The following is an 11,807-nucleotide window of genomic DNA, read 5'->3' as shown; positions in this document are numbered from 1 at the left end:
ACCGGGGGCTGGGTTTGGGGCGTTGGCCGGTGGCGCGGGAGCCGGCGATATGTTGGGTGCCGCAGGCGATGCCTGGGCGGACAAAGCGGGGGGAACCTCGGGCGTTCTGTGGGGCGCAGGCCTCCGCGCCTTCGGCGAATCCCTTGGCAACGACGAGGCGCCGGAACCGGCTGGACTCGCCGCAGCCGTGACAGCGTTCGCCGCTCGGATCACCGAACTGGGCAAGGCCGAGATAGGCGACAAGACCATGGTGGATGCCCTGCTCCCCTTCGCCGAAACCTTCAGCGAGCGCGTCTCCGAGGGTGTCCTTCCGGAGCGTGCCTGGGCTGAAGCTGCCTCGGCGGCCACCTCGGCTGCGCAAGCTACGGCCGCGCTCCGTCCCCTCAAAGGACGGGCCCGGCCGCTCGCCGAGAAAAGCCTGGGCACAGCAGACCCCGGAGCCACGTCACTGGCGATGATCTTCACCGTCATGGGCCCGCATGTTGTGAGTGCCGGGAAGGTCACGGCATGACCACGAAACGTTTCCGACTCATCCTGGGCGCCGACGAAGCAGGCGTGGACTACAAAGACCGGATTATGGCGGACTTGCGGGACGATCCGCGGGTCAGCGAAATCATCGACATCGGCGTCAACCGCAGCGACTCCACCGAAGAATTCACCACGCCCTACCCCTACGTAGGGATCAAGGCCGGCGAACTCATTCGAGACGGCCATGCAGACCGTGCCATCCTGTTCTGTGGTACCGGAATCGGCGTGGCCATCGCCGCGAACAAAGTGGACGGCATCCGCGCCACCACGGCCCACGATTCCTTCTCCGTGGAGCGGTCCATCCTGTCCAACGATTGCCAGGTGCTCACCATGGGCCAGCGCGTCGTCGGGGTGGAACTGGCCAGCAGGCTCGCACGGGAATGGCTCGGCTACGCCTTCGACCCAACGTCGGCGTCGGCGGACAAGGTCAAGGTGCTCACCGATTTCGAAGGCTGCTGAGTCGTCCTGCCCCCTCCCAACTGACTGACAGTTGTTGTCGTTTTGAGCCCTCATAACGACAACAACTGCGAGCTAGTTGGGTCCTGCAGCGCCGGGGTGGGCCTGAATTTGGGCTAGGCGTAGGGTGGAATGTGGACGATAGGAGCATTTCATGAAGAAAATCCTCATGGTACTAACCAGCGTTTCCGAGCTTGGCGATACGGGAAAGAAGACCGGCTACAACGTGGCCGAGGCTGCACATCCTTGGAAGGTCTTCAAGGATTCCGGACACTTCGTCGACTTCGCATCCATCCAGGGCGGTCAGCCCCCGCGCGACGAGGTGGACTCGAAAGATCCCATCCAGGTTGCCTTCACGGAAGACGAGGCCACACGGGCCGGCCTCTACAACACTGCCCGCGTGGACGTTGTTGATCCGGGCCAGTACGACGCAGTCTTCCTCGTGGGAGGCCACGGCACCATGTGGGACTTCCCGGACAGCGAAGGACTCCAGAAACTTGTCGCGAGCGTCTACGACGCCGGCGGTGTGGTGGGCGCGGTCTGCCACGGACCCGCGGGCCTGGTTAACGTGGACCTGGCCGACGGCTTCAGGCTCGTCGGGGGCCGGGAGGTGGCCGCCTTCACCAACGACGAAGAAGTTGCCGCAGGAATGGACAAGGTCATCCCGTTCTTCTTGGCCGATCGGCTTAAGGAACAGGGTGCGATCCACGTCTTCGCCGACGTCTTCGCAGAGAAGGTTGTCGTCTCCGACCGCTTGGTGACCGGGCAGAACCCTGCCTCCGCCGCGGGCGTAGCGAAAGAGATGGAGAAACTCCTCGCGGAGGTCATCCATCAGGAAAAGGCGGAGGAACAGCAGGAATCCGAAGCCTTGCGCGCAGAAAAGGACGCCAAGAAAGAAGCCAAGAAAGCTGCCGCAGCAGGCACAGAGCACTAACACCCGCAGCGTTTTGACACTGGCGGCCGCTCCGACGACGGGGCGGCCGCCAGTGTCGTCGGAGCGATCCCCAGTGTCGTCGACAGCCTGGAAACGACCCGCACATACCGATCAATTTCCCGTTTGCCCTTGACAAGAGTCCCCTGAACCGGTTCAGTAGAGATAACAAAACCGGTTCAGTGACCCCAATCACCAAGTGGCAATGAGGCAAACATGACAGTGACCATCAACGACGTTGCGCAGGCAGCCGGCGTGAGCAAGGGTGCCGTCTCGTACGCGTTGAATGGGCAGCCCGGCGTCAGTGATGACACCCGGGAGCGCATTCTCAGGGTAGCCCGGGAACTAGGGTGGAAGCCGAATCTTCGAGCCAAGAGCCTGTCTTCTGCCAAAGCCTTCGCCGTCGGACTCGTGGTGGCAAGGGACCCCCGGCTTCTGGGAACTGACCCCTTCTTCCCCGCATTCATCGCCGGGATCGAGACCACCTTGGTCGAGCACGAATACGTCCTGGTCCTGACGGTGGCCGCAAGCGCCGACGCCGAGGAACTGGGCTATCGGAAGCTGGCTGCCGACAGCCGCGTGGACGGCGTCATCCTCACGGACATGAGGGTTGACGACTCCCGGATCGCTTTGTTGACGAGCCTCAAGATTCCGGCCGTCACCCTTAACCGGCCCGAAACCACCTCACCGTTCCCTGCTGTCTGCATGGACGATACCGAAGGCATTGCGGCCGCCGTCGAGCACCTCGTTTCCCTGGGACACACCAGAATCGGCCACGTGGGCGGACCACAGAGTTACATCCACGGCCGAAGCCGGCGCTTGGCGTGGCAAAACGCCATGGCGAAAGCCGGGCTCGGGGCCGGTTCCTTCATCGAGGCGGACTTCACCGCAGCGGGCGGATTGGCGGCTACCGCGGAATTGCTTCGCTCGGCCCAACGGCCAACTGCGATCATCTACGCGAACGACCTGATGGCCACCGCCGGACAGTCCTACGCCCAGTCCCTCGGACTGGCGGTTCCCGATGATCTATCCATCACCGGCTACGACGACACCGAGCTCGCCAGGTACCTCAATCCTCCGTTGACGACTGTCCCCGCCGATCCGCTGCTCTGGGGGCGGGTTGCCGCCCAGCAGCTGCTTAGCCTCCTCGGCGGAGCCCCTGCGGAAGACGTCTATCTGCCATCTCCAAAACTGGTAGTCCGCGCATCCACTGGGCCGGTCCCCAGCATGCCGAATAAATAATCCTTACTAATACCGATCTACCCGCAATTGGGTGGGGTTATTTGCCATTCCCGTTTGACGGCAATGTCGCCACCGCATTTTCAGTTTTTACCCGCAAAAGGAGTTGCAATGAAGCACGGAAAAATTAGTTCGAGAGTCCTCTCCCTTACCGCTATTGCCGTTATCGGAGCCGGCCTGGCCGCATGCGGTGGAGGCGCCTCCAGCAGCACGGCTTCTGGAGCGAACTCCGCCACCACGGCCAAGGGTCCCATCAAGATCTGGTACTCAAACAACGAGTTCGAGGTGAAGTGGGGCAAGGACATGGTGGCCTCCTGGAACGCCGCCCACCCCGACCAGCAAGTCGATGCCCAGGAAATCCCGGCAGGCAAGAGCTCCGAAGAGGTCATCGGGGCGGCAATTACCGCCGGCAACGCCCCCTGCCTGGTCTTCAACACGGCCCCGGTAGCTGTTCCGCAGTTCCAGAAGCAGGGTGGCTTGGTCCCGCTGGATTCCTTCCCGGACGGCGCACAGTACATCAAGGACCGCACCGGCGATCTCGCCAACCAGTACAAGTCCTCCGACGGCAAGACGTACCAGCTTCCGTGGAAGTCCAACCCGGTGGTCCTCTTCTACAACAAGGACGTCTTCGCGAAGGCCGGCCTGGACCCGGAAAAGCCCAAGCTTGCCACGCAGTCCGAGTTCCTGGACACTGCCCGCACCCTCGTGAAGTCCGGCGCCGTCGCCAATGCCGTGTGGCCTTCGCCCACGAGCGACTTCTACCAGCCCTGGTTCGATTTCTACCCGTTCTATGCAGCCAATTCGGGTGGGACGACCCTGCTCAAGGATGGCAAGTCCACCTTCAACAGCGATCAAGGCAAGCAGGTCGCCACCATGTTCCAGACCCTCTACAAGGAGAACCTGGCATCCAAGGAAGCGTACAAGGGTGACTCCTTCGCCGACGGCAAGGCCGGCATGTCCCTCGCAGGCCCCTGGGCCGTCGCCGCTTACAAGGGCAAGGTGAATTGGGGCACGGTCCCGGTCCCGGGTGCGCAAGCCCAGACCGACGGCTCCACCTTCTCCGACGCCAAGAACATCGCCATGTACTCCTCGTGCAAAAACCAAGGAACCGCCTGGGAGGTCATGAAGTTCGCCACCAGCAAGGAACAGGACGGCAAGCTCCTCTCCGGAACGGGCCAGATGCCGATGCGCAAGGACTTGGCCACCACGTACGCGGACTACTTCAGCCAGAACCCGGCCTACAAGACCTTCGCCAACGAAGCCGCACGCACGGTGGAAGTTCCCAACGTGACCAACTCGGTGCAGATCTGGCAGACCTTCCGGGATGCCTGGAGCAAGTCCGTGATCTTCGGCAACCAGAGCATCGATGACGCCTTCAAGGGTGCATCCGACAAGATCAACCAACTGGCAGCCCAGAAGTAGCAGGCGAATCCCCATGTCACTTCGCTCAGCTGGGGTTCCCGCTACGGGAGACTCTGCGGGGCGGGCTGTGGACCAGCGGCCGGCGCCCAGGAAACGCAAGAACTTCCTGGGCCGCCAGCCACTGGGACTGCTGTTCAGCGCCCCCTACGTCATCTTCGTCCTTGCGGTGCTGGCCTACCCGCTCGGGTATGCCGTCTACATCTCCTTCCACCAGTTCTTCTTCACCGCTCCGGGCGTCCAGGTTGACCGTCCCTTCGTGGGGTTGGACAACTACATCACTGTCCTGTCCGACCCCGAAGTGCAACGTTCCTTCGCCAACATCGGCATCTTCCTGATCATCAACGTGCCGCTGACCGTGGGGCTATCCTTGGTCCTGGCCAACGCCTTGAACCGCGTGACGCGGCTCAAGACCTTCTTCCGCGTCAGCTACTACGTCCCGTACGTCACGGCGAGCGTCGCCGTCGTCGGAGTCTGGCTGTTCCTGTTCCAGCAGGACGGGCTGGTCAACGCCATTCTGGGCCCGCTGGCCCCGAACCCCTCGTGGTTGACGAACTCCTGGCTGGCAATGCCAACAGTGGCCCTGTACGTGACGTGGAAGCAATTGGGATTCTTCATCCTGCTGTACCTGGCGGCCCTACAGAACATCCCGGACGAGCTCTACGAATCCGCCTCGGTGGACGGCGGGAACAAATGGGTCCAGTTCTGGAACATCACCGTTCCGGGAGTGCGCTCGGCCAGCGTGCTGGTGACCCTGCTCGCCACCATTACCGGAGCCAACCTGTTCACCGAGCCCTATCTGCTCACCGGCGGAGGCGGACCGGACGGAGCCTCGACCTCGCCCGTGTTCCTGATGTACCAGAAGGGAATCCTGCAGGGGAATCCCGATGTGGCCGCAGCCCTCGGTGTGGTGCTCGTGATCGGCGTGCTGCTGATCGCCTTGATCCAGAAACGCCTCGTTGGCGGGAAGGAGGACTGACGTGTCGATTTTCAATAAAGCGCCTCTCAGGAACGACGACGACGACGCCCGCAGGCCACGTGCCGGCGCCTCCGAAGGAGCGACGTCCGAAGCCGATTCCAGTGCTGAGGCACCTGTATCCACGGCCTCCCGCAAAGGCAGTTCCGTGGCGAAGCGCAAGAACCTCGGCGTGGGCAGCTTCTTGCTGCTGGCCCTGGGAGCCTTCGTCTTCCTGTTCCCGTTCTACTACATGTTCATCGGCTCGCTGCAGACTTCCCCGGACACTTCGGTGGGCGGAGCTTTCCCTAGCCCGGCGAACATCACCGGCGAGAACTACAGCAACATCAACAACTCGATCGACCTGCTGAAAGGCCTGGTCAACTCGGGTATCTTCACCGGTGGCGTCATCTTCTTCACGGTGGTCTTCGGGCTCCTTGTGGGCTACGCGCTCGCCCAGATGCAATTCCGCGGCAAGGGGGTTGTCTTCGGAATGATGCTGCTGGTGCAGATGATCCCGTTCCAGCTCCTGCTCATTCCGCTGTACGTCATGATCGTGCGGGACTACGGACTCGCCGACACGTACCTGGGCATGATCCTGCCGTTCGCGATCAATTCCACCGCGGTGTTCGTGTTCCGTCAGTACTTCATGCAACTCCCCTCCACCTTGTTCGAGGCCGCCCGCATCGATGGAGCCAACGAGCTGAGGATCCTTTGGCAGATCGCGATCCCCCTGGTCCGGCCCGCCATTGTCACCGCAATCCTGCTGACCTTCATCGGTCCGTGGAATGAGTTCCTGTGGCCGTTCCTCGTCACCAAGGACCAGGCCATCCAGCCCCTCGCCGTCTCCCTGGCGAACTACATCTCGAACATCGCCGCCACGGCATCCAACCCGTTCGGCGCCATCCTTGCCGGTGCCTGCGTCCTCGCGGCGCCCGCCGTCGCGTTGTTCATCTTCTTCCAGCGCCAATTCATTTCCACCAATATCGGTTCAAGCGTAAAGGGCTAAGCTCTATGACTTCCTCAACTTCAGCACTCCCCACCGTCCCGTTCACCCTCACCCGCGCCGGCGTCATCATGACCCCGGAGGACGGGAACGAGTTCGAAGCCGAAGGCGTCCTCAACCCGGCCAGCGGCCGCGGACCCGACGGTGAGCTGTACCTCCTGCCGCGCCTCGTGGCGAAGGGCAACGTCTCCCGCGTCGGGCTCGCCAAAGTGATCATCGGCGACGACGGCGTGCCGTCCGGCGTCGAGCGCCAGGGCGTTGTCCTGGCACCGGACGAAGGGTGGGAACGGGGCCTCAACAATGCGGGAACGGAAGATCCCCGCATCACCTGGGTACCGTCCCTCGGCCGCCACCTCATGACCTATGTTGCCTACGGACCGCTTGGTCCCCGCCTGGCCTTCGCCCATTCCGAGGACCTGCGCACCTGGGACCGCCTGGGTCCCTGCCATTTCGAGTACCAGGCGGACTTGTCCATGGACTTGAACCTGTTCGCGAACAAGGACGCCGTGTTCTTCCCGGAACCGGTCAACGATCCCGACGGCGTTCCCTCCTACGCTTTGCTGCACCGCCCCATGTGGGACCTCGGCTGGATCCGCGAGGGCGAAGGCGAGCACCTGCCGGCCGGCCTCGATGACAACCGCCCGGGTATCTGGATTTCCTACGTCGCAGTTGCCGACGTCGAGAAGGACATCCGCAACCTCGTCCACATGCGCAAGCACAAGCTCGTGGCCCTGAGTGAGTTCCCTTTCGAAGAACTCAAGATCGGCGGCGGACCGGCACCTATCCGGGTCGACGAGGGCTGGCTCCTGATCTACCACGGCGTTTCCGGATCGATGGAAAAGTCCGCCTTCGACCACCAGCAGAACGTCAACTACACAGCCGCTGCGATGATCCTCGACAGTGACGATCCCTCGATCGTCATCGCCCGCAGCGACAAGCCCCTCCTGGCACCGGAAACGGAAGACGAGATCTCCGGAATCGTCCCGAACGTCGTTTTCCCCACGGCAATAGAGAAGATCGGCGAGCAACTGTTCGTCTTCTATGGGATGGCTGATTCGAAGATCGGCGTGGCACGCCTGGACCGCGCGTAAAAGCAGTATCGCGCCTAGAAGCAGTACCGCTTCACTAGTCCAGCCCTTCTTCCACGCCCCCTAGGAGTTAGACATGACACCTCCCCTTGTTTATGCACGGCTGAAATCCGCCCCGGTGGCAGTTGTTGCAACGCTGGCGATGCTCCTGGCCGGGGCAGGCGTGGCCTCGGCGACGCAGCCGGTTCCGGCCGCTGCGTCGCAGGCGCCGGCCGCGGCACCGCAGGCGCCGTTGACCAACCTGTCCCACCTGAATTTCCTGCTGGACACTGTTCCCCTGCATGCCGTGGAGGGCCACACGACGTACCAGATCGGTGAACATCCCGCGGCACAAGCACCGTGGACGTACGCCAACAAGAATGTCGACGGCAGTTACACGCGGGTAGGCGGAGGTTCCAAGGACCCGGCCACGGGCAACTGGAGCCAGGGAGCCTTCAACGCGGACGACATTGCGCGCACCGCCGTGGTCTACTTGCGCCATTGGCAGCAGACCGGCGATGCCTCGAGCCGCACCCGCGCCTTCGACCTGTTGCGCGAGCTGGCGTATTTGCAGACAACATCCGGCCCCAATGCCGGCAACGTGGTCTTGTGGCAGCAAGCCGATGGCACACTGACGCCGAGCGCCAAGCCTGTGGAACTTCCCGACCCCAGCGACTCGGCCGAGTCCTACTGGCTTGCCCGGACCGTGTGGGCGCTGGGCGAAGGGTATGCGGCGTTCAAGTCTGCCGACCCTCAGTTTGCCGCCTTCCTGCAGTCCAGGCTTGATCTCGCCGTCGGGTCCCTGAACAAGCAGTCGCTCGCCAAGTACGGGAAGTACGACGTTGCCGACGGTGCCAAGGTCCCTGCCTGGCTGATCACCGGAGGGGCGGACGCCTCGGCGGAAGCCGTGCTCGGACTCTCCGCCTACTCAAAGGCCGCGCCCGACGACGGAGCTGCCGCCACCGCGCTGAACCAGCTCACCGAAGGTGTCGCCGGGATGTCCTCGGGATCAGTTCAGCAGTGGCCCTTCGGCGCAATTCTTCCGTGGAACCAGTCCCGGACACTCTGGCACGCTTGGGGCGGAATGGCCGCGGCCGCCGTCGCGAACGCGTCCCCGGTACTGCATCGCCCCGATCTGTTGACGGCTGCCGTGAAGGACTCCGCCCAATTCACTCCGCAGCTCCTCGCCGCCGGTGGACCGGACAACGCCTGGAGCCCGACCCCGGGTGAGGCGCAGATAGCCTATGGCGTGGACTCGCGGGTCGAAGGACTCGTGGCGACCGCAAGAGCCGCTAATGCTCCCGGCCTGCTGGACGTCGCCGCAGTTGCTGCCGGCTGGTACTTCGGTGCCAACCGCAGTGGAAAGCCCGCCTACAACCCGGCAACAGGTACCGCGATCGACGGCATCGAAACCGACGGACGCGTCAACCCCAACTCCGGGGCGGAATCCACCATCCACACGTTGTTGTCCATGCTCGCTTTGGACGCCAATCCGGAGCTCAAGGCCAAGGCCTTGGGGATCAGCAGCACCGTGGGGACGGACGGACTCAAGGTAGCCGAGGCCGAGACCGGCACCATCAGCGGCGGCGCAGTCGTCAAACCCGCCTCCGCATGGACCGGTGAGGCGAACTGGTCCGGCGGCGCATACGTCGCCCTCAACGCGGGCGGCACCCTGAAGATCACGGTCCCGGTCTCGGACCAGGCACGGAACGCATACCCGATCGTGAACCAGCGCCCGGAAGCCGCCGGCATGACGTCGTGGACATCCGGGACCACATTCCTCGGCAGCACGCCCAACGGTGGCGCCGGGGAGCAAGGCATCACGGCAGCTCCGGGCAAGCTCTTCCCGTTCTCCCTTGACCACGCAATCCCGGCGGGCCAGGACAGCCTGACCGCCAAGGCCGGAAGCGACGTGTCGATCGACGGCGTGCTGCTGCAGCCGCAGATTTCCTCGGTTTCCGTCTCCGGTTCCGGAGGCCAATCGACCCTGTACATCAGCGCGGCGACGGGAAGCACCGATCGAAAAGTGGACATGCCCCAAGGGTTCCATTTGAGCCAGGAGGCCTTTGACGCTTCCGGCCAGCCCGTCACACCGGGCCCAGACCAGAACGGCGCCGACCACTCCGGCCGCGTCACTGTAGCCCCGGGTGGATTCACCTGGGTAACGCTGGTCCGCAACTGACAGTTATCACCACAGGAAGAACCCATGCAGAAAATCACCAAAGAAGCCTTGCTCCACAGCTACGAGGGAGCACTCACGTTCAGCAATCCGCTGACCGACACCATTTCTACCGACCAGTTTTCCGCCGCGTATCCCGAGCACCCGGAATGGGCGGTGGGCCCGTTCCGCAAGGACGATTCCCTGACGTTCCGGCAAGTCCAGGACTGGGCCGATCCGACCGGCATCGGCTGGACCGCGGATTCAATCTTCAATCCCTCCGTCATGGAGCGGGACGGCAAGCTCTACCTCTTCTACCGCGCATCCCCCCGCAAGGAATCGGTCTCGAGCCGTATCGGCGTCGCCGTCTACCATCCCGAAACCGGGTGGCAGGACAGCCCCTCCAACCCGGTGATCTACCCCACCCAGGACAATGAGATCCTTGGCTGCGAAGATCCCAAGGTGTACCACGCCAATGGCCGCTACTACATGTTCTACAACGGGATCTGGACGATCGACCGCAGCGAGGAGCAGGCCGGCCAAGACCCGGATGTCTATCCCCTGGGCGACGTCGGCTGCGACATCAATGTCGCGGTGTCCGACGACTTGATCCACTGGGAAAAGCTCGGCCTGGCTGTCCCTTACGAGGTTTCGCGGTTCTGGGCGAAGGGGGCGGTCATCCCCCGGAACGCCCAGGGCGACGCCGTCAAGATCGGTGGGCACTACCTGATGTATCTGTCCGAGGGCTGCGGGGGGACCACGCATGTGGGACGGTCCACGGACATGGTGAACTGGACGTTTGAACCGCAGGAGTACCTGGACCTTGGGCCGCTGGGCGGCTCACTGCACGAAGTGGCTTGCGCCATTGTCGACGACGGCGGCAACCCCGGGACCGACGGTGGCAAGCTGGTCCTGGACTTCTTCTACGGCGACGCAGACGGCCAATTTTCCGCAGCGCAGGCGCTCTACGACGTGAACGAACCGTTCACCCAGAAGGCGATGCACAGGGGAGGCTCGCTGGCTTGGGGCGGCCTGCTCAAGTTCGGCGGAACCTGGATGTTCGCCCAAGGCTGGGATGCCCCGTCCGGATCGCGGGAGATGTATTTCTACCGGGCAGACCAGGGCTAAGAGTGACGCACCCCAGCACCCTCGGCGCGGTCGTAGGTTTGGACATCGGCGGTTCGAAGACGCGCGGCATCAAATGGCTGAATGGCACCGCCGTCGCCGATACTTCCGGCGGCAGCGCCAATGTCCAGAACGTGAGCCGTGCCGAGGCCCGCCGCAATCTGGAGGGCGTCTTCGCCACCCTCCAGGGAGGGTCCGTTGCGCGGGTGGTGGTTGGTTCCGGAGGGATCGACACCCCCGAAGATGCGAACGCGCTGACGGAACTGATCCAACCATTGGCTCCCGACGCCGTCGTCTCCGTTGTCCATGACACGCGCCTGCTGCTGGCGGCCGCAGGTTGCAGCACGGGAATCGCCGTGATCGCCGGCACCGGATCCGCGGCCTGGGGCACTAACGGCGAGGACGAGGCGCGCGCGGGCGGCTGGGGCTACTTGCTTGGCGACGAAGGCAGCGGATACTGGTTCGGTCGAGAAGCGGTGAGGTACAGCCTCGAACGCATGAACAGCGGCCTGCGCCCGGACGAACTGACGAAGGCGCTTATGAAATCTTGTGGACTCCTCGGCCCGGAAGGTTTGATCGCCCTTTTCCATGGAGACGCGGGACGCGAGTTTTGGGCGTCGAAATCATCGATTGTCTTCGAGTGCGCGGCCTCGGGGCATACCGCTTCCTTGGACATGATCCTCCAGGCTGGGGCCGATCTTGCCTCGTTGGCGGCGAAATGCGCTGGGCAATTGAACATCGAGGGGCCCATCGTCCTTGGCGGTGGCCTAGGGATGAACCAGCCCACTTTGCAGGCGGCCATGCGGATAGCCCTTGCTACCCGGGGTCTCCACACTCTGCAGGTTCTGACCCAGGATCCGGTCTTCGGCGCTCTGCGTCTTGCATCCCACTAGGCACCGCTGTGATGAGTCTCACTAGCAACA

The 11,807-nt window shown here is 63.4% G+C and carries 11 protein-coding genes; all 11 read left to right on the top strand.

Going from position 1 to position 11,807, the window contains the following annotated elements; genetic code table 11:
• The coding region (locus AC3WJU_RS07870; RefSeq protein ID WP_492259585.1) for a DAK2 domain-containing protein at nt 1–511 on the top strand (511 nt) is incomplete at its 5' end.
• Complete coding sequence (locus tag AC3WJU_RS07865) at nt 508–987, top strand: RpiB/LacA/LacB family sugar-phosphate isomerase (RefSeq protein WP_307053914.1); 480 nt, start codon at nt 508–510, stop codon at nt 985–987. The genes AC3WJU_RS07870 and AC3WJU_RS07865, both read left to right, overlap by 4 nt.
• Before the next feature lie 151 nt (nt 988–1,138).
• A complete protein-coding gene (locus AC3WJU_RS07860; protein WP_284989902.1) occupies nt 1,139–1,918 on the top strand; it encodes a type 1 glutamine amidotransferase domain-containing protein in 780 nt (259 codons plus the stop codon).
• Between the two features lie 213 nt (nt 1,919–2,131).
• The gene (locus tag AC3WJU_RS07855; protein WP_307053915.1) at nt 2,132–3,157 is read left to right on the top strand and encodes a LacI family DNA-binding transcriptional regulator; all 1,026 of its coding nucleotides are present in this window, start codon (nt 2,132–2,134) and stop codon (nt 3,155–3,157) included.
• 108 nt (nt 3,158–3,265) lie between these two features.
• A complete protein-coding gene (locus AC3WJU_RS07850) occupies nt 3,266–4,576 on the top strand; it encodes an extracellular solute-binding protein (protein WP_492259584.1) in 1,311 nt (436 codons plus the stop codon).
• Between the two features lie 13 nt (nt 4,577–4,589).
• Nucleotides 4,590–5,552, top strand: coding sequence for a carbohydrate ABC transporter permease (locus AC3WJU_RS07845; RefSeq protein ID WP_059389408.1), 963 nt, complete (start codon nt 4,590–4,592; stop codon nt 5,550–5,552).
• Between the two features lie 229 nt (nt 5,553–5,781).
• Nucleotides 5,782–6,537 (top strand): carbohydrate ABC transporter permease, encoded by a 756-nt coding sequence (locus AC3WJU_RS07840; RefSeq protein ID WP_492259610.1) that lies wholly within the window; start codon nt 5,782–5,784, stop codon nt 6,535–6,537.
• Between the two features lie 5 nt (nt 6,538–6,542).
• Nucleotides 6,543–7,625 carry a glycoside hydrolase family 130 protein gene (locus AC3WJU_RS07835; RefSeq protein WP_059389407.1) on the top strand — a complete coding sequence of 361 codons (1,083 nt, stop codon included), beginning with the start codon at nt 6,543–6,545 and terminating at the stop codon, nt 7,623–7,625.
• A gap of 73 nt (nt 7,626–7,698) precedes the next feature.
• On the top strand, nt 7,699–9,783 hold the full coding sequence (locus tag AC3WJU_RS07830; RefSeq protein ID WP_492259583.1) for a hypothetical protein: 2,085 nt from the start codon (nt 7,699–7,701) through the stop codon (nt 9,781–9,783).
• A gap of 24 nt (nt 9,784–9,807) precedes the next feature.
• Nucleotides 9,808–10,887: a glycoside hydrolase family 130 protein gene (locus tag AC3WJU_RS07825; RefSeq protein ID WP_492259582.1), complete on the top strand. Its 1,080-nt coding sequence runs from the start codon at nt 9,808–9,810 to the stop codon at nt 10,885–10,887.
• Between the two features lie 2 nt (nt 10,888–10,889).
• Entirely contained in the window at nt 10,890–11,777 is an 888-nt protein-coding gene (locus AC3WJU_RS07820) for an N-acetylglucosamine kinase (RefSeq protein WP_492259581.1), read from the top strand.
• Nucleotides 11,778–11,807 lie beyond the last annotated feature (30 nt).

Source organism: Arthrobacter sp. FW306-1B-F12A (assembly GCF_058781865.1).
This window is presented reverse-complemented; position numbering and strand designations above follow the sequence as displayed.